The organism is Herbiconiux sp. UC225_62 (assembly GCF_042694625.1).
Classification (GTDB): Bacteria; Actinomycetota; Actinomycetes; order Actinomycetales; family Microbacteriaceae; genus Herbiconiux.
The window spans coordinates 4,013,204-4,034,436 of record NZ_CP170551.1 but is presented as its reverse complement, the minus strand read 5'-3'; the positions used below and the strand labels follow the sequence as shown (position 1 = coordinate 4,034,436).

24 protein-coding genes and 2 tRNA genes are annotated in these 21,233 nt (G+C 69.1%); 20 read left to right on the top strand and 6 right to left on the bottom strand.

Annotation, left to right across the window (positions count from 1 at the left end):
* Positions 1-46: 46 nt before the first annotated feature.
* Genes ACFJGU_RS19680 through ACFJGU_RS19660 form a run of 5 tightly spaced genes read left to right on the top strand, consistent with a single transcriptional unit; the run spans position 47 to position 3,203 of the window.
* Positions 47-721, top strand: coding sequence for a GAP family protein (locus ACFJGU_RS19680; protein WP_382305872.1), 675 nt, complete (start codon positions 47-49; stop codon positions 719-721).
* Positions 722-781: 60 nt separating this feature from the next.
* A complete protein-coding gene (recO, locus tag ACFJGU_RS19675) occupies positions 782-1,531 on the top strand; it encodes a DNA repair protein RecO (RefSeq protein WP_382305870.1) in 750 nt (249 codons plus the stop codon).
* Positions 1,528-2,352 carry an isoprenyl transferase gene (locus tag ACFJGU_RS19670; protein ID WP_382305868.1) on the top strand — a complete coding sequence of 275 codons (825 nt, stop codon included), beginning with the start codon at positions 1,528-1,530 and terminating at the stop codon, positions 2,350-2,352. Before recO ends, ACFJGU_RS19670 begins: the two co-directional genes overlap by 4 nt.
* Positions 2,353-2,400: 48 nt before the next feature.
* The gene (locus tag ACFJGU_RS19665) at positions 2,401-3,069 is read left to right on the top strand and encodes a DsbA family protein (protein ID WP_382305867.1); all 669 of its coding nucleotides are present in this window, start codon (positions 2,401-2,403) and stop codon (positions 3,067-3,069) included.
* Positions 3,066-3,203 carry a hypothetical protein gene (locus ACFJGU_RS19660; RefSeq protein ID WP_382305865.1) on the top strand — a complete coding sequence of 46 codons (138 nt, stop codon included), beginning with the start codon at positions 3,066-3,068 and terminating at the stop codon, positions 3,201-3,203. The genes ACFJGU_RS19665 and ACFJGU_RS19660 overlap by 4 nt, the downstream gene beginning before the upstream one ends.
* A 75-nt stretch (positions 3,204-3,278) precedes the next feature.
* On the opposite strand, the gene ACFJGU_RS19655 is transcribed toward ACFJGU_RS19660, so the two are convergent.
* A complete protein-coding gene (locus ACFJGU_RS19655) occupies positions 3,279-3,767 on the bottom strand; it encodes an aminoacyl-tRNA deacylase (RefSeq protein ID WP_382305864.1) in 489 nt (162 codons plus the stop codon).
* Positions 3,768-3,848: 81 nt separating this feature from the next.
* Between ACFJGU_RS19655 and dusB the strand changes: the two genes are divergently transcribed.
* The 6 genes from dusB (at position 3,849) to ACFJGU_RS19625 (ending at position 10,538) form a co-directional block, all read left to right on the top strand.
* Positions 3,849-5,075 (top strand): tRNA dihydrouridine synthase DusB, encoded by a 1,227-nt coding sequence (gene dusB, locus ACFJGU_RS19650; protein ID WP_382305862.1) that lies wholly within the window; start codon positions 3,849-3,851, stop codon positions 5,073-5,075.
* Positions 5,065-6,387, top strand: coding sequence for a deoxyguanosinetriphosphate triphosphohydrolase (locus tag ACFJGU_RS19645; RefSeq protein WP_382305860.1), 1,323 nt, complete (start codon positions 5,065-5,067; stop codon positions 6,385-6,387). The genes dusB and ACFJGU_RS19645 overlap by 11 nt, the downstream gene beginning before the upstream one ends.
* 4 nt (positions 6,388-6,391) lie before the next feature.
* Entirely contained in the window at positions 6,392-8,455 is a 2,064-nt protein-coding gene (gene dnaG, locus ACFJGU_RS19640) for a DNA primase (protein WP_382305858.1), read from the top strand.
* Positions 8,456-8,481: 26 nt separating this feature from the next.
* Entirely contained in the window at positions 8,482-9,405 is a 924-nt protein-coding gene (locus tag ACFJGU_RS19635) for an ATP-binding cassette domain-containing protein (RefSeq protein WP_382305857.1), read from the top strand.
* Complete coding sequence (locus ACFJGU_RS19630) at positions 9,405-10,409, top strand: D-isomer specific 2-hydroxyacid dehydrogenase family protein (protein ID WP_382305855.1); 1,005 nt, start codon at positions 9,405-9,407, stop codon at positions 10,407-10,409. The genes ACFJGU_RS19635 and ACFJGU_RS19630 overlap by 1 nt, the downstream gene beginning before the upstream one ends.
* A gap of 56 nt (positions 10,410-10,465) precedes the next feature.
* Positions 10,466-10,538: transfer RNA gene (locus tag ACFJGU_RS19625), tRNA-Asn, on the top strand.
* A gap of 78 nt (positions 10,539-10,616) precedes the next feature.
* On the opposite strand, the gene ACFJGU_RS19620 is transcribed toward ACFJGU_RS19625, so the two are convergent.
* Positions 10,617-10,922: a hypothetical protein gene (locus ACFJGU_RS19620; protein ID WP_382305853.1), complete on the bottom strand. Its 306-nt coding sequence runs from the start codon at positions 10,920-10,922 to the stop codon at positions 10,617-10,619.
* Between the two features lie 107 nt (positions 10,923-11,029).
* On the opposite strand from ACFJGU_RS19620, the gene ACFJGU_RS19615 reads away from it, so the two are divergent.
* Both ACFJGU_RS19615 and ACFJGU_RS19610 read left to right on the top strand, forming a co-directional pair.
* Entirely contained in the window at positions 11,030-11,755 is a 726-nt protein-coding gene (locus tag ACFJGU_RS19615) for an AzlC family ABC transporter permease (RefSeq protein WP_382305851.1), read from the top strand.
* Positions 11,752-12,057, top strand: a complete 306-nt coding sequence (locus ACFJGU_RS19610; protein WP_382305849.1) for an AzlD domain-containing protein — start codon at positions 11,752-11,754, stop codon at positions 12,055-12,057. Before ACFJGU_RS19615 ends, ACFJGU_RS19610 begins: the two co-directional genes overlap by 4 nt.
* 45 nt (positions 12,058-12,102) lie before the next feature.
* Here the strand turns inward: ACFJGU_RS19610 and def are convergent, their stop codons facing one another.
* Positions 12,103-12,669 (bottom strand): peptide deformylase, encoded by a 567-nt coding sequence (gene def, locus ACFJGU_RS19605; RefSeq protein WP_382305848.1) that lies wholly within the window; start codon positions 12,667-12,669, stop codon positions 12,103-12,105.
* Positions 12,670-12,711: 42 nt separating this feature from the next.
* On the opposite strand from def, the gene ACFJGU_RS19600 reads away from it, so the two are divergent.
* The 4 genes from ACFJGU_RS19600 (at position 12,712) to ACFJGU_RS19585 (ending at position 16,050) form a co-directional block, all read left to right on the top strand.
* Positions 12,712-13,626 (top strand): DMT family transporter, encoded by a 915-nt coding sequence (locus ACFJGU_RS19600; protein ID WP_382305847.1) that lies wholly within the window; start codon positions 12,712-12,714, stop codon positions 13,624-13,626.
* A gap of 75 nt (positions 13,627-13,701) precedes the next feature.
* Positions 13,702-14,994, top strand: a complete 1,293-nt coding sequence (locus ACFJGU_RS19595) for a glycosyltransferase (RefSeq protein ID WP_382305845.1) — start codon at positions 13,702-13,704, stop codon at positions 14,992-14,994.
* A gap of 72 nt (positions 14,995-15,066) precedes the next feature.
* Positions 15,067-15,140 (top strand) — tRNA-Ile (locus tag ACFJGU_RS19590).
* A 145-nt stretch (positions 15,141-15,285) separates the two neighbouring features.
* Entirely contained in the window at positions 15,286-16,050 is a 765-nt protein-coding gene (locus tag ACFJGU_RS19585; RefSeq protein ID WP_382305844.1) for an SDR family NAD(P)-dependent oxidoreductase, read from the top strand.
* On the opposite strand, the gene ACFJGU_RS19580 is transcribed toward ACFJGU_RS19585, so the two are convergent.
* Entirely contained in the window at positions 16,017-16,460 is a 444-nt protein-coding gene (locus ACFJGU_RS19580) for a winged helix-turn-helix transcriptional regulator (RefSeq protein ID WP_382305842.1), read from the bottom strand. The two genes, ACFJGU_RS19585 and ACFJGU_RS19580, sit on opposite strands and share 34 nt — an antisense overlap.
* Before the next feature lie 95 nt (positions 16,461-16,555).
* Entirely contained in the window at positions 16,556-17,011 is a 456-nt protein-coding gene (locus ACFJGU_RS19575; RefSeq protein WP_382305840.1) for an iron chaperone, read from the bottom strand.
* Positions 17,012-17,220: 209 nt separating this feature from the next.
* Between ACFJGU_RS19575 and ACFJGU_RS19570 the strand changes: the two genes are divergently transcribed.
* Positions 17,221-19,056 (top strand): esterase-like activity of phytase family protein, encoded by a 1,836-nt coding sequence (locus ACFJGU_RS19570; RefSeq protein WP_382305838.1) that lies wholly within the window; start codon positions 17,221-17,223, stop codon positions 19,054-19,056.
* Here the strand turns inward: ACFJGU_RS19570 and ACFJGU_RS19565 are convergent.
* Entirely contained in the window at positions 19,004-19,699 is a 696-nt protein-coding gene (locus tag ACFJGU_RS19565) for an alpha/beta fold hydrolase (RefSeq protein WP_382305837.1), read from the bottom strand. The two genes, ACFJGU_RS19570 and ACFJGU_RS19565, sit on opposite strands and share 53 nt — an antisense overlap.
* A gap of 90 nt (positions 19,700-19,789) precedes the next feature.
* On the opposite strand from ACFJGU_RS19565, the gene ACFJGU_RS19560 reads away from it, so the two are divergent.
* Together ACFJGU_RS19560 and ACFJGU_RS19555 are read left to right on the top strand one after the other, a co-directional pair.
* Positions 19,790-20,194: a hypothetical protein gene (locus tag ACFJGU_RS19560; RefSeq protein ID WP_382305835.1), complete on the top strand. Its 405-nt coding sequence runs from the start codon at positions 19,790-19,792 to the stop codon at positions 20,192-20,194.
* Positions 20,191-21,231, top strand: a complete 1,041-nt coding sequence (locus ACFJGU_RS19555; protein WP_382305833.1) for an AAA family ATPase — start codon at positions 20,191-20,193, stop codon at positions 21,229-21,231. Before ACFJGU_RS19560 ends, ACFJGU_RS19555 begins: the two co-directional genes overlap by 4 nt.
* Positions 21,232-21,233: the final 2 nt, after the last annotated feature.

Below are 21,233 nucleotides of genomic sequence, written 5' to 3'. Positions count from 1 at the left end.
ATACCGCGAATGTGTCGGGTGTGTTGCGGCACACTACGCTGGCCCTATGTTCTGGCATGCATTGGGGGAGGTCGTCCCTCTCGCGTTCGCGGTGATCATCTCCCCGATGCCCCTGGTGGCGGTGATCACGCTGCTGCTCGGCCCGCGGGGCCGCCGCAATGCCGTCGCCTTTACGCTGGCTTTCGCCGTGTCGTTCTTCGTCCTGACGCTGGCGCTCTCGTCGGGGTCGAAGGGCACGACGGAGAACGATTCGTTCTTCGCGCAGGTGTTCCACATCGTGATCGGATTCGCCTTCGCCGCCCTGTTCTTCTACCTCGCCTTCCGCAGCTGGCAGAAGCGCCCGAAGAAGGACCAGAAGCCCGCGGAACCGAAGTGGCTCGCCGCCATGGACTCCTTCGGCCCGGCGAAATCGGCCGGTCTCGGACTCCTGCTGGGCGTGGCGAACATCAAGAACGTGCCGATCGCCATCGCGGCGGGTTCGGTGATCGGATCGGTCGACATGGCGTGGTCTCTGGTGTTCCTCTGCAGTGCCGTGTTCGCGGTGGTCTCCAGCCTCGGGCTGATCCTGCTCACGGTCGTCGGAGGCTCCACGTCACCCCGCATCGCCGCGGGACTGGCCTCGGCCAAGTCCGGGCTGATCCGGCACAACGCCATCATCCTGGCCGTGCTCTTCGTGCTGCTCGGCGCCCTCCAGCTCGGGCGGGCCTTCGAGGCGTTCTGATCCCGGTCCTGGCCCCGGGTCGCTCGGCCTTCCGTCAGTGGCGCGGGGGATACTGGACAGGTGCCCGTTTACCGAGATGAAGCCGTCGTGCTGCGCACCCACAAGCTGGGTGAGGCCGACCGCATCGTCACGATGCTCACCCGGCAGCACGGCAAGGTGCGCGCCGTGGCCCGCGGGGTGCGGCGCACCGCGTCGAAGTTCGGCGCCCGGCTCGAGCCCTTCATGGTGGCCGACGTGCAGTTCTACGAGGGGCGCACTCTCGACACCATCACCCAGGCGGTGACCATCGGGTCGTACGGCGCCGAGATCACGGCCGACTACGCCAGCTACACGGCCGCGAGCGCGATGGTGGAGACGGCTGACAAGCTCACCGAGGAGGAGCCGTCGCTGCAGCAGTACCTGCTGCTCGTCGGCGCCCTGCGCTCGTTGGCGCGGGGCGAGCACGGGCCCACCATGACCCTCGACTCCTACCTGCTGCGTGCCCTCTCGATGGCCGGCTGGGCGCCGAGCTTCCACGACTGCGCGGTCACCGGCGAGGCCGGACCGCATTCGGCCTTCGTGGTGCAGCTCGGTGGCGTGGTGAGCGACGAGGTGGCTCCGCCCGGCACACCCCGGCTCGACCCGGGCACCCTCGGCCTCCTCGGCGCGCTGCTCACGGGCGATTGGGCGACGGCCGACGCCTCGGAGTCCGGCACCCGCTCACGGGCGAGCGGTATCGTGGCGGCGTACACCCAATGGCACCTGGAACGCGGGCTCCGATCGCTCGAGCACGTCGAACGGTCGCAGACGAAGAAGGTCCAACCGCAGTGAGTCCCGTTCGCAAGACCTCCCCGCTGGCCGAGCCGTTCCGGCCGCTGGACTGGACGGGCCTCCATCCGCCGTCGATCCCCGCAGCCGCCGTGCCGAAACACGTGGCGATCGTGATGGACGGCAACGGGCGCTGGGCCAACCAGCGCGGGCTCACGCGCATCGAGGGGCATCGCGCAGGGGAGGCGGCGCTGCTCGACGTGGTGGCCGGCGCCATCCAGATCGGCGTGAAGCACGTGTCGGTCTACGCGTTCTCCACCGAGAACTGGAAGCGGTCGCCCGAGGAGGTGCGCTTTCTCATGGGCTTCAACCGCGAGGTACTGCACCGCCGGCGCGACCAGCTGAACGAGTGGGGGGTGCGCATCCGGTGGGCCGGTCGTAAGCCCCGGCTCTGGGCATCCGTCATCAAGGAACTGCAATTCGCCGAGCGACTCACGGCGGCGAATTCGACGCTGACCCTCACGATGTGCGTCAACTACGGCGGCCGCAACGAGATCACGGATGCGGTCCGGTCGATCGCCGACGAGGTGGCAGCCGGACGGATCCGCCCGTCGGCCGTCTCGGAGAAGCTCATCCAGAAGCACCTGTACGTGCCCGAGCTGCCCGACGTCGACCTCTTCGTGCGGTCGTCGGGGGAGCAGCGCACCTCCAACTTCCTGCCCTGGCAGTCGGCCTACGCCGAGATGGTCTTCCTCGACCGGCTCTGGCCCGACTTCACCCGGGTCGACCTGTGGCAGGCGATCGAGCACTACGCCGGGCGCAACCGGCGATTCGGCGGAGCGGTCGATGCGCCGGCGCCGACCGACGACGACATCGGCGAGTGAACGCGGAATTCGCGGAATGAGATCGCGGATGCGCGGGTTGGCTCTTGTGTGACTGACGCCATCAAGATCGACATCTGGTCCGACATCGCCTGCCCCTGGTGCTACATCGGCAAGCGCAAACTCGAATACGGCATCGCCGAGTACGAGGGCGACGAGGGCGCCGTGCCCGTCGAGATCGAGTACCACAGCTTCGAGCTCTCGCCTGACACGCCCGTGGACTTCCACGGCTCGCACGAGGAGTTCCTAGCCACGAAGGGCTTCCCGCCCGAGCAGATCGGGCCGATGCTCGAGCGCGTCACCGGGATCGCCGCCTCGGTGGGGCTCGACTACGACTACGACAACCTCAAGCACGCGAACACCGTGCTCGCTCACCAGCTCATCCACTACGCCAAGGCGCGTGGGGTACAGCTCGAGGCGAAGGAGCGCCTGTTGAAGGCCTACTTCGTGGAGGGACGACAGGTCGGCACCATCGACGGTCTCGCCGACCTCGCCGTCGAGCTCGGGTTCGACCGTGACGACGTGGTGCGTTCGCTGAGCTCGAACGAGTACCTGGCCGACGTGCGGGCCGACCAGCAGACCGCGATCGCGTACGGCATCCAGGGCGTCCCGTTCTTCGTGATCGAGGGCAAGTACGGCGTCTCGGGCGCGCAGGACCCGGCCACCTTCGCCCAGGTGCTCCGCCAGGTCACCGAGGAGAAGACGGAGGTCGGCGCGTGACCGGGGAGTCCGAGGCCATGGAGCAGCCTGCCAGCAGCGCCCAGCCCGTGCAGATCCTGCCGCGCATGCCGCTCACGCTCACCCTCGTCGGCGACGCGGGCGCCACCTGCGAGGGCGACGCCTGCGCGATCTGACCCGCGCGATCGTGTCGACCCGTCAGTTTGTGCCGCTCTGAACGTCGGAGAGCGGCATCAACTGACGGGTGGAACTCAGTCGCGGGGCGGAAGCGGGTCGGAGATGTCGGCGACCACGGCGTCCAGGCCCGTGGCGAGGGAGTCGGCGTCGACGAACGCGCTGTGCCCGTGCGCTCCGGCGCCCATCGCCACGCGCTTGCCGGCGAAGGAGGCGTCGAGGTAGACCGGCCAGGCGGTGGTCGAGCCGAGCGGGGTGATCGTGCCGCGCTCGTAGCCGGTGGCCTCGAGCGCGACATCCTGATGCGGCATCGAGAGCTTGTTGACGCCGACCAGCGTGCGGAGCTTCGGCCAGCTGATCTGGCGGTCACCGGGGATGAGGGCGAACAGGAAGTCGCCGTCGTGCCGCTTCACCACGAGGCTCTTCATGATGTCGCCGGGAGCGAGGCCGAGCAGGGCGGCGGCGCTCTCCAGGGAGTCGGCAGCCGGCCGCTCCACGATCTCCACCGGGATGCCCCGGGCCTCGGCGTCCTGCTGCACTCGGTCGATGCCTGTCTTCTCACTCACAATCACGTTCAACAGCCCGGTTGTCCACAGGATTCCCGTTCCCGACACAGCCCCGGCCTCCGTCTGGGAGAATTGACCACGATGACCACTCCAACACTCACCGCCCCCGTGCTCGACGGCGACGGCCACCCGTCGGCCGCCGCCGCCGAGAAGCTCGCCATCGGCCCCATCCGCCTCGACGTGCCGGTCGTGCTCGCCCCCATGGCGGGCATCACGAACACGGCCTTCCGGCGGCTCTGCCGCGAGTTCGGCGCCGGGCTGTACGTCAGCGAGATGATCACGAGTCGTGCCCTGGTCGAGCGCACGCCCGAGACGATGCGGTTGATCACGCACCACCCCTCCGAGACGCCGCGCTCCATCCAGCTCTACGGGGTCGACCCGGCCACCATGGCCGAGGCGGCGCGCATTCTGGTGGACGAGGACCGCACCGACCACATCGACATGAACTTCGGCTGCCCCGTGCCCAAGGTCACCCGAAAGGGCGGGGGAGCGGCGCTGCCGTGGAAGCTCGATCTCTTCCGCGAGATCGTGGAGTCGGTGGTCGACGCGGCCGGAGACATCCCCGTCACCGTGAAGATGCGCAAGGGCATCGACACCGACCACCTCACCTACCTCGAGGCGGCCCGCGCCGCCGAAGGCGCCGGCGTGAAGGCCATTGCGCTGCACGCGCGCACCGCGGCCGACTTCTACAGCGGGCAGGCCGACTGGTCAGCCATCGCGCGCCTCAAAGAGACGGTCACGAGCATCCCGGTGCTCGGCAACGGTGACATCTGGTCGGGCGAAGACGCGCTTCGCATGGTCGACGAGACCGGATGCGACGGCGTCGTCGTCGGCCGGGGGTGCCTCGGGCGGCCGTGGCTCTTCGGCGATCTCGCGGCGGCGTTCCGGGTGCGGGCCGGCGAGCTCACGGCGGAGAAGGCGGAGGCCCTGCGGGCGGCGCCGTCGCTCGGCGACGTGGCGCGCACACTGCGCAGGCACACCGAGCTGCTCGTGGAGTTCTTCGGCGACGAAGATCGGGCGTGCCGCGACATCCGCAAGCACATCGCCTGGTATCTCAAGGGCTACCCCGCAGGCCACGAGGTGCGTGCGGCGCTCAGCACGGTCACGAGCCTGGAGCGGATGGACGAGATCCTCGCCACGCTCGACTGGTCGGAGCCCTACCCGGGCGCCGACGCCGAGGGTCCGCGCGGTCGCGCCGGCAGCCCGAAGAATCCGGCCCTGCCCGACGGCTGGCTGAAGTCGCGCTCGCTCGAGCGCGCCGGGCGGGTCGATCTCGCTGAAGCGGAACTGAGTCACAGTGGTGGCTGAGCCCCTGCACAACCTGTCGACCGCCACGCCCACCAAGGGCTACTCCGAGGCCGACGCCGAGAGGTTCCAGCCCGAGGAGCACTACACGCGCCGCAGCGACTTCGCGCGCGACCGGGCGCGCATCCTGCACTCCTCGTCGCTGCGTCGCCTCGCGGCCAAGACCCAGGTGCTGAGCCCGGCCGTGGTGGCCGACTTCGCACGCAACCGCCTCACGCACTCCCTCGAGGTGGCCCAGGTGGGCCGTGAGCTCGCCAACAGCCTCGACCTCGACCCCGACGTGGTCGACAGCGCGTGCCTGGCGCACGACCTCGGGCATCCGCCGTTCGGCCACAACGGGGAGCGGGCGCTGAACGACTGGGCTCGCGACATCGGGGGCTTCGAGGGCAACGCGCAGAGCCTGCGCATCCTCACCCGGCTCGAGCCGAAGGTGTTCGACGAGCAGGGGCGCAGTGTCGGCCTGAACCTCACCCGGGCGAGCCTCGATGCGAGCTGCAAATATCCGTGGACGGTTTCCGAACCGGTTCCGGATGCCAGCGGCCGGCTGAAATACGGCGTCTACGACGACGACGCCCCGGTCTTCGACTGGCTGCGCCAGGGCGCTGCTCCCCGCAAGCTCTGCGTCGAGGCGCAGGTGATGGATCTGTCCGACGACATCGCCTACTCGGTGCACGACTTCGAAGACGCCGTGCTGAACGGCTACATCGACGTCTCGGTGCTCGGGGCGCGAGCTGACCACGCGGCACTCATCCGCAGCATCCACTCCCGCACCGGCGGAGCGTTCGGACTTGACGACCTCACCGAGGCCTTCGAACGACTCGACTCCCTGCAGGTCTGGCTCTCGGAGTGGGATGACTCGCGCCAGGCCCACGCGAAGCTCAAGAACCTCACCAGTCAGTTGATCGGCCGATTCGCGGGCGCCGCCACACGCGCCACGCGGGAGTCGTTCCCGGCCACCAGCATCACGCGCTACGGCGCCGACGTGGTGGTGCCGCCCTGGGTCGAGGCCGAGATCGCCACGCTGAAAGGCATCGTGTCGGTGTTCGTGATGAGCAACGACGCCCGGCAGCCCATCTACTCGAAGCAGCGCACGCTCCTGCTCGAACTGGCCGACGCGCTCTGGGAGTCCGACGGCCGGGCGCTCGACACCGCGTTCGCCGACGACTGGCGCCACGCCGCAGGCGACCGGGAGCGCAAGCGCATCGTCGTCGACCAGGTGGCCAGCCTCACCGACCAGACCGCCGAGGCGTGGCACGCCCGGCTGGTCGATGTCCACGCCTCCGGCCCCCGTGTCGGTAGCCGGAACGTATCCTAGAGACATGGCAGGGCTGATACGTCGGAGCGACATCGACGAAGTCCGCTCCCGCATCAACATCGCCGACGTGGTGGGTGACTACGTCACCCTGAAGAGCGCGGGCTCCGGGTCGATGAAGGGGCTGTGTCCCTTCCACGACGAGCGGTCGCCCAGCTTCCACGTGCGTCCGCAGGTGGGCTTCTATCACTGCTTCGGCTGCGGTGAGGGCGGCGACGTCTACAAGTTCCTGCAGCAGGTGGACCACGTGACCTTCGCCGAGGCGGTGGAGCGCCTCGCCGCCAAGATCGGCTACCAGCTGCATTACGAAGACGGCGGAGCGGCCGTCGACCAGGGCAACCGCGCGCGCCTCCTGGCGGCGAACGAGGCGGCACGGGAGTATTTCGCTGAGCAGCTCACCATGCCGGGCGCCGACACGGCGCGGGCCTTCCTCGGTGAGCGCGGCTTTGACGCTTCCGTCGCCGCGCACTTCGGCGTCGGCTACGCGCCGCAGGGCTGGGACAACCTGGGCAAGCACCTCAAGGGGCGGGGCTTCACCGAGAAGGAGCTGAGCGAAGCCGGACTGCTGAGTTCGGGCGACCGCGGCACGTACGACCGCTTCCGCGGCCGGCTGATCTGGCCCATCCGCGATCAGACGGGCCAGACCGTGGGCTTCGGCGCCCGCCGCCTGTTCGACGACGACAAGGGCCCGAAATACCTGAACACGCCCGAGACGCTGGTGTACCACAAGGCCCAGGTGCTCTACGGGCTCGACCTCGCCAAGCGCGACATCGCCCGCAGCCGCCAGGTCGTGGTGGTGGAGGGATACACCGACGTGATGGCGTGCCACCTCGCCGGGGTCACCACCGCGGTGGCCACCTGCGGCACCTCCTTCGGCGTCGACCACATCAAGATCATGAGGAGGGTGCTCTCCGACGACAGCGCCGGCCTCGGTGAGGTCATCTTCACCTTCGACCCGGATGCGGCGGGTCAGAAGGCCGCTCTGCGCGCCTTCAGTGAGGAGCAGCGCTTCGCCGCTCAGACCTACGTTGCCGTCGGCGCCGACGGTCTCGACCCCTGCGACCTCCGTCTCGCGAAGGGCGACGACGCGGTGCGCCGGATGGTCAAGGGCAAGAAGCCGATGTTCGAGTTCGTGATCAAGCAGAAGCTCTCGGCCTACGACCTCGAGACCGTGGAGGGCCGCGTCGCGGCGTTGCGGGATGCCGCGCCCATCGTGGCCGACATCCGGGACTCCGCTCTGCGACCCGCCTACACCCGTCAGCTGGCCAAGATGCTCGCGATGGAGCTCGACGACGTACAGCGCGCAGTGGAGGGCAGCGCCTCGCGCAGTCGCGGGGCCTCCGGGAACGAACGGGGAGGTGCCGAGCGCGGCTACGGGGAGCGACCGGTTCGCGAGCTGGCCGGCGCTCCCGGCGGATCGGGCTACGGCGGCTCGGGCCCGAACGCTCCGGGCCCCGGTGGTTCGGGCGGCCCTGGCGCGTCCGGCGCGCCCGGCACGATCGTCATCGGCGACCGTCCTGCCCGGGTCGACCCGGCCGGCGATCCGCTCGTCGCTTCCGTCACCTCGCTGCAGGAGGCGCCGCTCGTGCGCCCCAGCGTCACGCTCACCCAGCTGCCGAGCACCACGGCGGCGCGAACCGAGCGCGACGCGCTGATGGCGATGCTGCAGGCACCGACGGTCGTCGGTCAGGATCTGCTGCTGCAGGCCAGCGCCTGCGGGTTCAGCAACGCGCCGCTGGCGGCGATCCGGGATGCCATCGGCCGCAACGTCGACTCCTTCGAGCGTCGGGACTGGGTCACCGTGATCCAGGCCGACGTGCCGGAGGAGTACCGCCGGCTGGTCGAGGAGCTCGCGGTGGCCCCTCTTCCGGAGCGCCCGGATCGCGAGCCGCAGATCTATCTGCGCCGCATCACGCGCGATCTCATCCAGCGACACCTGCTGCGCCGCAAAGAAGACGTGAAGGGGCGGCTGCAGCGCACCGACGCCGTCGAGAACCCCGAGCTCTATCGCGAGATCCAGCGCGAACTCGTGCAACTCGAGGCCGACCGGCGGGCCTTGCAAGCCGACTAGGGGTATGCCGAATAGGCTCGAATCCCATGGCTGACCGATACGTACTCACCGCCTCCGACGTCACCATCGAATACCCGGCCCACAGCGTGAGCTCGGCGTTCACGGCGGTGAAGGGCTTCACTCTCGCGATCGAACCGGGCGAGATCGTGGGCCTCGTCGGCTCCAGCGGCTCGGGCAAGTCGACCCTGGCCCAGGTGGCGTCCGGCCAGGCCGCCGTCCGCGGCTCGAAGGACAACTCACCCCGCATCATCGGCGGCAGCCTCGACGTGCTGGGCTTCCAGATGCGCGGCCTCAAGCGGGCGAACCTCAACAAGCTCACCCTGGGCGTCGGCTACGTGGCGCAGGACGCCGGGTCGAACCTCACCTCGAACATGACGGTGGCCGAGTTGGTGGCCGAGCCCCTCTTCCTCCGCGACAAGCGCTACGACCGTCACGAGGCGGGCCTGAAAGCGGCGACGCTGGTGGATGCCCTGCTCCTGCCCGTCGGGTCGATGCTGAAGCAGCCCCACGAGCTCTCCAGCGGCCAGCGACAGCGCGTGGCGATCGCGCGTGGTCTGATCCTCGACCCGGTGCTCCTGATCGCCGACGAGCCCACAGCCGGCGTCGACGTCTCGGTGCGCGGAGCCGTCGTCGACGTCATCGCCGGGCTGCAGCGTTCGCGGGGAGCCAGCGCCCTCATCGTCAGTCACGACCTGGATGCCCTCCGCCGCTCCGTCGACCGGATCGCCGTCATCCACGAGGGCGTGGTGGTGGGGCTCGGCGCGATCGACGAGGTGCTCGCCGACCCGCGCCACCCCTACGTCGCCGGGCTCGCCCGCGAGACCTACAGCGGCGACATCGACGACGACTTCGACGAGGACGAGGACGAAGACGAAGAGGGCTACGACGACGAGGACGACAGCGGACCACGCGGCGAGGGCGCCGCGCCGGCCGACGAGGAGCACCCCTGATGCCCCGCCCCACCTACACGAGCCGCCACCGCGAAGTGCTGGCGGTGCCCGCGGAGCCTCTCCCCGCCGCTGAACGGCCGAAGCCCGGTCCGGTCGCGGTGCTGCCAGTCGCGGAGCCGATCTTCGTGCAGGCGATCGAGGACGCCGGCGGCACGGTCGAGCCCCTGGGCGCCGACACGCGCGGGATCGTCTGGCTGACGTCCGACGGTGCCGACGACTTCGCGCGCGCCCTCGAGGCGAACCCGCAAGTGCAGTGGGTGCAGCTCCCGTGGGCGGGCGTGGACGCCTTCGCCGACGTGATCCGCACGCACGACCGCCCCGACCTCGTCTGGACCAGCGCCAAGGGCGCCTTCGCCCAGCCCGTGGCCGAGCACGCCCTGATGCTGACCCTGGCGCTCCTCCGCGACCTGCCCGACCGCATCCACGCCACCACCTGGGGCGAGAAGACGGGTTGGTCGCTGTACGGACTCCACGTCGTCGTCATCGGCGCCGGCGGCATTGCGCTCGAGCTGTTGCGCTTGTTGGAGCCCTTCGGTGTGGAGTCGACCGTGGTGCGCCGCTCCGACCGGGCCGTGGCCGCGGCGGGTCGCACCGTGACGACCGACCGCCTCGACGAGGTGCTCGCGGAGGCCGACGTCGTGGTGGTGGCCGCGGCCCTCACCACGGGCACCGAGAAGCTGCTCGGAGCCGCCCAGTTCGAACGGATGAAGCGCACGGCCTACCTCGTGAACATCGCCCGCGGAGGTCTGGTCGACACGGATGCCCTGGTCGCCGCGCTGGCCGCCGGAGAGATCGCCGGCGCCGGGCTCGACGTGACCGATCCGGAGCCGCTGCACGACGGACATCCGCTCTGGTCGGAACCGCACGCGATCATCACGCCGCACACCGCGGACACGCCCGAGATGACGGCTCCGCTGCTCGCCGCGCGGGTGCGGCACAACGTACGCGCCCTGCTCGGCGACGGTGACTTCGCCGGCCGGGTCGACCCCGCGGCGGGATACTGAGTGGTCAAAACCGCCGCCGAATCAGTGATATTGTATTGAAGCTGTTTCAGCGACATTCCTCGATAGCTCAATTGGCAGAGCAGCCGGCTGTTAACCGGCAGGTTCTTGGTTCGAGTCCAAGTCGGGGAGCGAAGGCCTCGCGGCTCCACCCGCGGGGCCTTTCTTCTTGCCCAGGCGCAGAAGCAGACTTCTTGCCCGGGCGCGAGATCAGCCGGCGACGCGATGGCGTACGGCAGGCGCGGTCGCGGGGGCGGGCGAGCGGCCCGCGGCGGGCTGCATCGGCGTTTTCTCGCTCGCCGTGCCCACTTCGATCTCCGTGACGGCGACCCGCGTCAGCGGGCCGATCAGCAGCAGCTCCACTCCGCCTTTGTGGAGGAGCGGCACCAGCTCGGTGTCGCCGCGCTCGGCGGTGTCGCGAGCGTGCGCGATGAAGATGTCGGTCATCGTGGTCGTGGCGAAGAAGCTGCGTCCACTGTGGTGGATCACGCGACTGTACTCGTGTTCAATCGGCATCGACCGCCTACTTTCCCTGTTCCCCGAGATCGAATGTACGCCGACCGGATCGTCGTGAAAAGGGGGTTGTTTTCCCAGTTTCAGATGGGCTCTGCCATCATCGGATGATGCCCCGCGCGTCCTCGAGAACCCCTGACGAGACGGCTGCCATCCGGGCCGCCCTGGCCGTCGGGTTGGCCACGGCCGCCTACGGCATCTCCTTCGGAGCCCTCGCCACGCTCTCCGGCCTCGACATCTGGCAGACCTGTTTCCTCAGCCTCGTCATGTTCACCGGCGGCTCGCAATTCGCCCTCATCGGCGTGCTGGCCTCCGGAGGTCTGGCGGCCGGCCCCGCGGCCGTCACGAGCGCGGCCCTCCTCGGCACGCGCAACGTCTTCTACTCGATCCGGATGTCGCCCGTCATCGGCCCAGGCTTCTTCAAGCGGGCCGCCGCCGCCCAGCTGACGATCGACGAGTCGGTCGCCGTCTCCACGGCCCAGCGCACCCCGGCGGCGCAACGGGTGGGATTCTGGGCCACCGGCATCCTGATCTACCTCGGTTGGAACCTCACCACCCTCGTCGGCGCGCTCATCGGCGACCTCCTGGGTGACGTCAGCGCCTACGGCTTGGATGCGGCGGCCGCGGCCGCCTTCCTCGGCCTGCTCTGGCCCCGGCTCAAAGAGCGGCAGACGCAGGCCGTCGCGGTGGGCGCCGCCTTCGTCGCGGCGCTGCTCACACCGTTCCTCACCCCCGGCCTGCCGGTGCTGGTGGCGGCCGTCGTCGCCATCGTGGTCGGCGGGTTCAATTTGCTGGGCCGCACGAGCGCAGCGCGGTCGGGAGAGGATGCCGCGTGAGCAGCTGGAACATCGTCATCCTGGCCTCGATCATCTGCCTGGCCCTCAAGGTGGCGGGCTACCTCATCCCGCCACGCGCCTTCGAGCATCCGACCGTCGCCCGCATCGCGAACCTCATGACCGTCGCCCTGCTGGCCGCGCTGATCGCCGTGCAGACGCTCGGGGCGGGAGAGTCCATCCAGGTGGATGCCCGACTGCCGGCCGTTCTCGTCGCGGCGGGTCTCTACGCACTCCGCGTGCCGTTCGTCGTCGTGGTGATCGCGGCGGCGGCGGTGGCCGCCCTCATCCGCCTGCTCACCTAGCCGTCGGAGGCTGCGGCATCCGGATGACGGATGAGGATGCCGCGGCTAGGCGTCGAGGTCGTCGACCCCGGGCAGCCACGCGTTGCCCTCCACGCCCCAGCCCTTCTTGCGGGTGACCTTCGTCACGGCTTTGGCGTAGGCCTTGTCGAGCCGGTCGATGTAGAGCACGCCGTCGAGGTGGTCGAACTCGTGCTGGAAGATGCGGGCCAGCCATCCGCTCGCCTCGATCTGGTAGGCGGAGCCGTCGAGATCGGTGGCCCGCAGGATCGTCGCCGCACCGCGCACCAGCGGGAAGCGCGGACCGGGGAAGGAGAGGCAGCCCTCCGACTCGGTGTCGGGGTCGGCGGGCTCGATCGAGGTGGGGGTGATGAAGAGCTCGGGGTTGATCGCGACCCCGCGGTACGGCACGTCCTGATCGTCGGTCCAGCTGTAGACGAACAGCCGCAGCGGCACGCCCACCTGCGGTCCGGCGAGGCCGACACCGGGAGCGGCATCCATCGTCTCGAACATGTCGGCGACCAGGCGACGCAGCTCGTCGTCGATCGTGGTGACCGGGGAGGCGGGGGAGTGCAGAACAGGATCTCCGGAGATCCGAATCGGGAGAACGGCCATTCGCTAAGCCTAACGGCGGGGCTTCCGGGGTACTGTCGATGAGTGCCTCCTGAACTGTTCGAGCTCAGCGACCAGATCGCGCTCGACCCGAAGCAGTTCATCGGCATCCCGATCGCCCTCGTCGGCGCGATCTTCCTCAGCCTGGGCGCGCAGTTCCAGCACCGTGGTGTCACCAAAGTCGAGGCGAACACCCACGACGCCGACAAGGGGCTGAGTGTCCGCCAGCTGATGGCGTTGCTCAGCCGGCCGTCGTGGGTCATCGGCACCCTGATGCTCGGGCTCGCCATCGTCTTCCAGCTCACCAGCCTCGGCTTCTCGCCGATCATCGTGGTGCAGCCGCTCGGCGCGGTGGCGCTCGTGATCACGGCCATCCTGAACTCGCGGATCAGTCATGTGAAGCTCAACCGCAGCTCCATCATCTCCATCGTGCTCTGCGTGGGCGGCGTGGGTCTGTTCGTGCTCGTGGCGGCCTTCACCGCGGTTGACAAGCCGGTCACCACGACCGACCTCATCATCATCCTGATCGTGCTGGCGATCGTGCTGCTGCTGTTCGCGGCGACCTTCGTGTTCCTACGCAAGCGCTTCAAGGCCATCGCCTACATCGTCGGGGCCGGTGTGCTCTACGGCTTCGTGGCGACGCTCGCCAAGGTGGTCATCAGCCGGATCTTCCAGGCGCACTTCGAGTGGCTCACCGTGCTGGCGCTGGCGGGCTTGCTGGCCGCAGCGGCGCTCGGCGGCTACTTCGTGCAGAACGCCTACGCCTCCGGGCCGCCCGATCTCGTCATCGCGGGACTCACCGTGATCGACCCGCTGGTGGCGGTCGCGATCGGCATCATCGTGCTCGGCGAGGCGTCTCAGGCACCGCTCTGGGCGAACTTCGCGTTCCTCGCCTTCGGACTGGTGGCGATCCTGGGAGTGTTCGGCCTGGCGCGCTACCACCCTCAGGCCCAGCGCTAGGGTAAGTTCTTTCACAGCCCCCGAGACGCCGAGCCACGAGCGACGCCCCCGGAACCCGAGCAAGAGAGACACGGTTTGACAGACTTCCGAGATCCGCACACGCGCACGGATGCGCCTGACGCGCCCGGCACGACGAGCCGGCCTCTTCGGATCCTGATCGGCGCCGACACCTTCTCGCCCGACGTGAACGGGTCGGCTCGCTTCGCCGAGCACCTCGCTTCCGGCCTCGCCTCGCGCGGTCATGACGTGCACGTCGTCGCCCCTTCGGCGAAGCTGCCTATCGGCGCCCACACCGAGGTCTACGACGGCCAGAAGATCACGGTGCACCGCCTCTACAGCTGGCGCTGGTACCCGCACGACTGGCTCACCTTCGCCCTGCCCTGGCGCATCAAGCAGAACAGCGCGAAGATCATCGACGAGGTGAAGCCCGACGTCGTGCACTTCCAGTCGCACATCATCGTGGGGCGCGGCGTCTCCACCGAGGCGAAGAAGCGCGGCATCCGCATCGTGGGCACGAACCACGTGATGCCCGAGAACTTGCTCGCCTTCACGGTGATCATCCCCAAATTCCTCCAGAACTGGGCGATCGGGCTGGCCTGGGCCGCCGCGCGCCGGTCGTTCAGTCGAGCGGATGCCGTCACCGCACCCACCCGCCGGGCCGCCGACTTCTTCGAGAAGGCCACCGGTATCGACAACGTCTACGCGATCTCCTGCGGCATCAACGTCGACAACTACGTGCCCGACTTCACGCCGCGCAAGGAGAACCGCATCCTGTTCGTCGGCCGGGTGGCGGGCGAGAAACAGATCGACGTGCTGCTGAAGGCGATCCAGCTGCTGCCGGCCGATCTCGACACGAAGATCGAGATCGTCGGTGGCGGCGACCAGCTGCGCAACCTCCAGAACATGGCGAACCAGCTGGGGCTCGGCGATCGCGCGACGTTCACCGGGTACGTCACCGAAGAGGAGCTGCGGAAGGCGTACACACGCGCGACGATCTTCGCGATGCCCTCGATCGCGGAGCTGCAGAGCATCGCCACGATGGAGGCCATGGCCAGTGGCCTGCCCGTGGTCGCGGCCGACGCGATGGCCCTGCCGCACCTCGTGCACGACGGCAAGAACGGCTTCCTGTTCGAGCCCGGCAACGCCCAGCAGCTGGCGGATCGTCTGGAGCAGATCCTGCGCCTCCCGCAGGACGAACTCGACGTCATGAAGCGCGAGTCGCTCTCGATCGTGGCGGCGCACGACATCCAGCGCACCCTCACCACCTTCGAGCACCTCTACCGCGGTGAGCCGGTGACCGCCCCCGTGGTCGTGCTGCCGAAGACCGCCGAGACCGACGTCGACGAACCCGCCGAGAAGCGGGCTTGAACCGACGGGAGCGCGCGCCGCGGTATCGTGGTCTGGCGTTCCCGTGCTCGCCCCCAGCGAGCGGGCACGCGCGGGGCGGTAGCTCAGCTGGTTAGAGCAGCGGACTCATAATCCGTCGGTCACGGGTTCAAGTCCCGTCCGCCCTACGTCGTCGGTTACTCCGTCGTGCGTGTCATACGCAGGAAATAGTGCGTATGGACGCCCTGGAATACAGCTGTTCTCAGCTCGTTGTGCACTGGTGATCCGCCCGTACCGGGCGTGTCGCCACAGCACGAGCAAGGAGAAATTCCCATGGGCATCCTCGACGGAAAGATCGTTCTCATCACCGGAACCGGCGGTGGTCAGGGTCGCGTCGCCGCCGGCGTCTTCGCGCGCGAAGGCGCCAAGGTCATCGGTTCGGACATCGATGCGGCCGCCAACGACGAGACGATCGACCTGGTGCGGCGTGCGGGCGGTGAGATCGTCGGCATCGCGCCGATCGACCTGACCGACCCGGAACAGGCCGAGACGCTCGTCGATCGCGCCGCGGACGCGTTCGGCGGCCTGGACGTCGTCTACAACAACGCCGCCATCCAATATTTCGGGCCGATGTCCGACTTCTCGGTGCAGCACTGGCGCAAGACCATCGCCGGGGAACTGGACATCCCGTTCTTCGTCTCGAAGTACGCCTGGCGTCATCTGATCGCGCGTGGGGGAGGAGTGATCCTCAACGTGGCGTCGGAGGCGGGGATGATCGCGGGCGAGTTCCCTCCGATGGTGGGGCACACCGCGGCCAACGCCGGGGTGATCGGGATGACCCGGCAGATGGCCCTCGAAGGCGCGCCCCACGGCATCCGCGCGGTCGCCATCAGCCCCGGCCCGGTGCTGACCCCCGCCAGCGATCGGGACCTCGGCGACGACCAGGTCGCGCGCGACGCCATCACGAGCAAGACACTGCTGAAGCGGTTCGCCCGGCCGGAGGAGATCGTGGAGCTGGCGGCGTTCCTGGCCTCTGATCGCGCCTCCTACATCACGGGCGCCAACTACGCGGTGGACGGCGGCGCGACCGCCTGGTGAGCGCCGGGGCGGACGCTGTCACGACGTGTGCGCTCGACGTCCGCGCTGTGCTCGTTCGCCCACACCACGAGCGCCCGGATCGGCCCGAGGAGGGTGTCGCCGAGCGGCGCCAGTGAATACTCCACGCGGGGCGGGACCTCGGCGAACGCCGCACGGTCGACGAGCCCGTCCCGGACGAGCGCTTGCAGGGTGACCGAGAGCATCCGATGCGAGATGCCCGGGATCGCGTGCTGCAGCTCGGTGAAGCGCAGGGGCCCGCGCGCCAAGGTCGACAGGGTCGCGACCGACCACTTGTCCCCGACCCGGCTGACCAGATCGCGAACGAACTCGCTGCTGGCCGGCCCCTCGTCGCACGCCTCGAGGAGGTCGGCGGTATTCGGCCGGGTGGATTGCGGCAGCGTGTCCGTCATGACGTCGTACTTCCTTCCAGAGGGCCCACGGTTGCAGCGGACAACGGATTTCCTGCCGTCGGCATTCCTCGTGACGGTCCCCGACGACCGGTCGATCAGCCCAGCGCCTTCTCGACCAGGGCGGCGATCTGCTTCTCCACCGCGGGGGTGACGTCCAGGAGGGCGAACGCCGTGGGCCACATCGGGCCGTCGTCGAGTTTCGCCGCCTCGTTGAAGCCGAGCGTCGAGTAGCGGGTCTTGAACTTCGAGGCGCTCTGGAAGAAGCACACCACCTGGCCGTCCTTCGCGTAGGCGGGCTGTCCGTACCAGGTGCGCGGCTCGAGGTCGGGGCCACTCGCCATGATGACGGCGTGCACCCGCTCGGCGATGGCGCGATCCTCGGCGGGCATCTCGGCGATCTTCTCGAGCAGGTCGGTCAATCCGTCGACCTTCTTCGAGCGCGCGGGTCGTCGGGCGGCCGTCTTCAGCTCCTTGGCGCGCTCCTTCATCGCCTCCCGTTCCTCTGCGGTGAATCCGTCGTACTTCTCGCCGGAGGTCGTGGTCTCGGTCATCGGTTTCTCCTTCGTACGCGATCCGTTGGCTGGTCTCCCATGCTAGAGACCGGGCGGCACTCGGGCTTCTCGATTCCTGCTGGATGAGTCCTCGACGGCCGCACCTCCACGAACGCGCGTGCCTGGCCCGGTCATTGCTCTTTGTTTACCAGGTGGCAATCTCTCGTCCTCCTCGTCGCCTTAGCGTGACGTCGACAGAGGAGAACGACGTGACCAGACGAATCCGTGTCGCCCCGGCGGCCATCGCCACCGTGGGCGTGCTCGCGGGCGTGTGCCTGCTCGGCACGCAGCCCGCACTGGCGGCGACGACGCCCGCGCCGGGCGACGCAGCGCCCACCGGCAGTGCGGCATCCGTCGCTCCCGGCGGCGCGCTCGACGCCAACGCGTTCGGCGGCAACGCCGACTACGACCGCGCCGTGATCAGCCACAGCGACCCCGCCCACGGCGTCCTCCGGATCGGCCCGAACGGCGACTACCGGTACACGCCCGCGGCGGGGTTCACCGGAACCGACAGCTTCACCGTCTCCAGCTCCGACGCCGTGAGACTCTACGAGACCGACGGCGCCGACCTCGGCGTGTTCGGCGGGGTGCCGGTCACCGGCAACGGCTACGGGTCCTCGGTGGTCGCAGTGCCCGGCAAGCCCGGCTTCGTCTACGGCCTCACCGACCGGGGTCCGAACATCGACGGTGCCGGCGGGGTGAAGGTGGAGCCGATCCCCTCCTTCACACCCGCGATCGGCGAGTTCGAGCTCGTGGGCGGCACAGCGACGCTGGTGCGCGACATCCCGCTGAAGGATGCCGACGGCACGCCTCTGAACGGACAGGTCAGCACCGAGGCGACCACCGGTGAGACCATCGTCGACCTCGACGGCAACCCGCTGCCCGCCTCGCCCTACGGCTTCGACTCCGAGGGCCTCGTCGCCATGCCCGACGGAACCTTCTACGTCTCCGACGAATACGGCCCCTACATCGCCCACTTCGACGCGAACGGGAAGCGGATCGACCAGTTCTCGCCCTTCGACGGCACCCTGCCGGCCGAGTTGAAGAACCGCACGGCGAATCAGGGCATGGAGGGCCTCACCATCACCCCGGACGGCACCACGCTCGTCGGTCTCATGCAGAGCGCGCTGAAGCAGCCCGATCTCGCCGGGGTGAGCGCGAAGAAGGTGCCCGCGACGCGCATCGTCACGGTGAGCCTGGTCGACCACTCGGTGCACGAATACCTCTACCTCACGACCGATCCGTCCACCACGGCCGACGCGTCGAGCGAGATCACCGCGCTCTCGTCCACCGAGTTCCTCGTGCTCGAGCGCGACGGCAACCTGCCGCCGGCGCCGAACCGCAAGCTCATCTACCACGTCGACATCAGCGGCGCGACGGATGTCGGACCCGCCTCGACCCTGGCCGACTCCACGTACGACCCCGCGAACGGCGGCCTGCGTCTCGACGACCAGGGCGGCAAGACGCTCGAGAGCTTCGTCGGCGCGGTGACGACGGAGGCGGCGCAAGCGGCCCTGACCGCTCGCGGCATCACACCGGGCGCGAAGTCGGACTACCTGAATCTCACCGAGACGCTGGCCGACCTGAGTCCCGAAGGCACCTTCTTCGGACACGACAAGGTCGAAGGGGTCTTCCCGATCGACGGCGGCAGCAAGCTCTTCATCTCCAACGACAGCGACTTCGGCTTGAAGGGCACGGTCGCCGGTGCTGCGAACCCCTTCGTGCTCGACCCGAAGATCAACGCCGACGGCACGCAGGACCAGGGGGAGTATCTCGAGGTCGATCTCACCAAGCTGCCCGCGACGCAGAGCGTCACCACGGTGACCATCACTGTGGCCGCAGCCGCTCCCGCCGGGCCCGGCACGACGTCGCCCGGCAGCGGATCGGGCGGCACGGGCACACTCGCCGCGACCGGCGCCCTCCCGGCCCCTACGCTCACCCTGGGTGCCCTGGTACTCCTCCTCGGTGCCGCGACCGCCGGCTTCGCCTCGATCAGCGCGCGAGCAGCAGGTCGGCGAGTTGACCGGGGCGCACGAGTGCGGTGAGGTGTCCGGTGTCGATGACCGCGGGCTCGAGGCCGAGGCGTTCCCGCGCGATCCGGCGCACGAACTCGAGCGGGAACAGGCGATCGTAGCGGCCCGCGATCACACGCGTGGGCACATCCGGCCAGGTCTCCGCCTGCCAGACCGACGAGAAGGGCGCGTCGGCGGGACCTTCGCCTTCGTGCTCGGCGCTCTCCGCGACGAGTGCGGGCGGGAGGTCGTGCAGGAAGACGACGTCGGCGTCGAAGCCCGCATCCGGATCGCGGCCCTGCTCGACGGCGTAAGTGCGCATCGCGTCTCCCTGACCCGTGTTCTCCCACCACTCGCCGGGGGTCTCGCCGGGCGCCGGGATCATCGGCGCCACGAGCACGAGTTCGGCCACGGGTATCCGCTCGCAGACCATCACGGCGACGAACGCGCCCATCGACTGGGCCACCAGCACGACCGGCCGCGGCGGCGCATCCGCTTCGACGGCCGCGATCGCGTCGACCACCAGCTCGGTGTACTCGGCCAGTCCTGCCCGCTCGTCGGCCCAGGGCAGATCGACGGCCAGTACCTCGTGCCCAGCCGCCTCGAGCAGTGGCATCAGGCGGTGCCAGAACCAGGAATCACTTCCCGCGCCGGGAAGCAGCACGAACCTCACCATCGAGCGCCGCCTTTCAGGGCTATCGCAAATGTCGGTGTGTGAGCCTATCGTGGGAACGACGGCGAGAGCCGTGGATCCACAAGGAGCGACGTGCGCGAGACGACCGATGACAGGGAGTTCGACTCCCGGTTCGACGCCGCCTTCCAGCCCGGGTTCGACGACTCGATCGGCATCGGCTTCGCCGAGGTCGGCCGAGGTGTCGAGTCGGAGCCTCTCACGGGTCCGCTCGAGGGGTCACCCGCCCCGAGAGCCCGGCCGCTCGTCGACCGCTTCGTGATCGCCCTCTGGGCGATCGGGGCGGGTCTCCTCGTGTTCGGCGTGGTCGGAGTCACCAACGCGATGGTGCGCTTCAGCAGTTCGTCGTACGGACCGACGCCCGATTACATCGTCGGAGTCGTCCTCGCCCAGCTGGCACCCTGGCTGGTCGCGATCGGGTTGGCGACCCTGATCGGCACCATCTTCCTCCTCGCCATCCGATGGGAGCACCGTCCATGACCCCCGAATCCACCGCATCCGCCGTGAGCGACCCGCAGAACGCTCCCGGTTCGAACGCCCCGCTGACGCTGGCCGAGTTCGACGAGTTCGCCGGCGCCATCATGGCAAACCTGGAGAGCGTGATCGACGGCAAGACCGAGGCGGCCACCCTCGCCCTGATCGTGCTGGTGGCCGAAGGGCACCTGCTGGTCGAAGACGTGCCGGGAGTCGGCAAGACGACGCTGGCGAAGGCGCTGGCGACGAGCGTCGGATGCTCCGTCGCCCGCATCCAGTTCACTCCCGACCTGCTGCCCTCCGATGTCACGGGCGTCTCGATCTACAACCAGGTCGACCACGCCTTCGAGTTCAAGCGCGGCGCCGTCTTCGCGAACATCGTCATCGCCGACGAGATCAACCGCGCCTCGCCCAAGACGCAGTCGGCCCTGCTCGAGTGCATGGAGGAGGGGCAGGTGTCGCTCGACGGCACGACGCATCCGCTCGACCGGCCGTTCATCGTGGTGGCCACGCAGAACCCGATCGAGATGGAGGGCACCTACGCCCTGCCCGAGGCCCAGCGCGACCGCTTTATGGCCCGCATCTCGATGGGGTACCCGGATGCCGCGGCCGAGCTCTCCATGCTGCACCAGCGCGAGCTGGCGAGCCCCCTCGACAAGCTGAAAGCCGTGGTCGACAAGCAGCAGCTGCACGCCATGATCGAGACCGCCCGCTCGGTGTACGTCAGTCGTGCGGTGGAGTCGTACGTGGTGTCGATCGTGCAGGCCACCCGCGTGCACCCCGAGTTCCGGTTGGGCGCGAGCCCGCGCGGCACGCTGCACCTCGTGCGCGCGGCGAAGGTGCTTGCCGCGCTGAACGGCCGGGAGTTCGTGGTGCCCGACGACGTGAACGAGCTCGTCGTCCCGGTGCTCGCCCACCGGATCGTCGCCACGCGGCGGGCCGCGAGCGACAGCCGGGGCGGGGGGTCCCAGGCCATCGCCGACGCCTTGCGGGCGATCGTGGCGTCGACCCCAGTGCCGCTGAACCGCTCACGCTCGGTCTGAGC

What these genes read in the sequence shown, in the direction of transcription:
- ACFJGU_RS19585 (WP_382305844.1), top strand. Translation starts at nt 15,286, where the DNA reads ATGGGCATCCTCGACGGAAAGATCGTTCTCATCACCGGAACCGGCGGT.
- ACFJGU_RS19555 (WP_382305833.1), top strand. Translation starts at nt 20,191, where the DNA reads ATGACCCCCGAATCCACCGCATCCGCCGTGAGCGACCCGCAGAACGCT.
- dusB (WP_382305862.1), top strand. Translation starts at nt 3,849, where the DNA reads ATGACCACTCCAACACTCACCGCCCCCGTGCTCGACGGCGACGGCCAC.
- def (WP_382305848.1), bottom strand. Translation starts at nt 12,669, where the DNA reads ATGGCCGTTCTCCCGATTCGGATCTCCGGAGATCCTGTTCTGCACTCC.
- ACFJGU_RS19565 (WP_382305837.1), bottom strand. Translation starts at nt 19,699, where the DNA reads ATGGTGAGGTTCGTGCTGCTTCCCGGCGCGGGAAGTGATTCCTGGTTC.
- ACFJGU_RS19620 (WP_382305853.1), bottom strand. Translation starts at nt 10,922, where the DNA reads ATGCCGATTGAACACGAGTACAGTCGCGTGATCCACCACAGTGGACGC.
- ACFJGU_RS19680 (WP_382305872.1), top strand. Translation starts at nt 47, where the DNA reads ATGTTCTGGCATGCATTGGGGGAGGTCGTCCCTCTCGCGTTCGCGGTG.
- ACFJGU_RS19575 (WP_382305840.1), bottom strand. Translation starts at nt 17,011, where the DNA reads ATGACCGAGACCACGACCTCCGGCGAGAAGTACGACGGATTCACCGCA.
- ACFJGU_RS19630 (WP_382305855.1), top strand. Translation starts at nt 9,405, where the DNA reads ATGCCCCGCCCCACCTACACGAGCCGCCACCGCGAAGTGCTGGCGGTG.
- dnaG (WP_382305858.1), top strand. Translation starts at nt 6,392, where the DNA reads ATGGCAGGGCTGATACGTCGGAGCGACATCGACGAAGTCCGCTCCCGC.
- ACFJGU_RS19580 (WP_382305842.1), bottom strand. Translation starts at nt 16,460, where the DNA reads ATGACGGACACGCTGCCGCAATCCACCCGGCCGAATACCGCCGACCTC.
- ACFJGU_RS19615 (WP_382305851.1), top strand. Translation starts at nt 11,030, where the DNA reads ATGCCCCGCGCGTCCTCGAGAACCCCTGACGAGACGGCTGCCATCCGG.
- ACFJGU_RS19635 (WP_382305857.1), top strand. Translation starts at nt 8,482, where the DNA reads ATGGCTGACCGATACGTACTCACCGCCTCCGACGTCACCATCGAATAC.